The organism is Olavius algarvensis spirochete endosymbiont, from assembly GCA_900608495.1.
GTDB lineage: Bacteria > Spirochaetota > Spirochaetia > DSM-2461 > DSM-2461 > UBA2779.
On sequence record UWYT01000119.1, the window covers coordinates 1 to 354 of the forward strand.

General features: G+C 57.6%; 1 protein-coding gene. It reads left to right on the plus strand.

Annotated elements, in window-relative coordinates; translation table 11 throughout:
• Positions 1 to 354 (plus strand): NHL repeat-containing protein (locus tag S1OALGB6SA_RS03390; RefSeq protein ID WP_195910270.1); only part of this gene is annotated, 354 nt, incomplete at both ends.

A 354-nucleotide genomic window follows, 5' to 3' on the forward strand; every position in this document is an offset into this window, starting at 1 on the left:
TCTATGTGGCAGATACTAACAACCACCGCATCCGGAAAATCACGCCGGCGGGGGTGGCAACCACTTTGGCCGGCAGCACAAGGGGTTTTGCGGATGGAGCCGGCACAAAAGCATGGTTTGACGAGCCAATCGGCGTGGCTGTGGACTCATCCGGCAATGTCTATGTGGCAGATAGTTACAACCACCGCATCCGGAAAATCACGCCGGCAGATAGAGTGGTAAGCACCATAGCCGGCAGTGGCACAGCGGATTCTGCGGATGGCACCGGCACAGCGGCGAAGTTTCACTCCCCCATCGGCGTGGCTGTGGACTCATCCGGCAATGTCTATGTGGCAGATTCTAACAACCACCGCA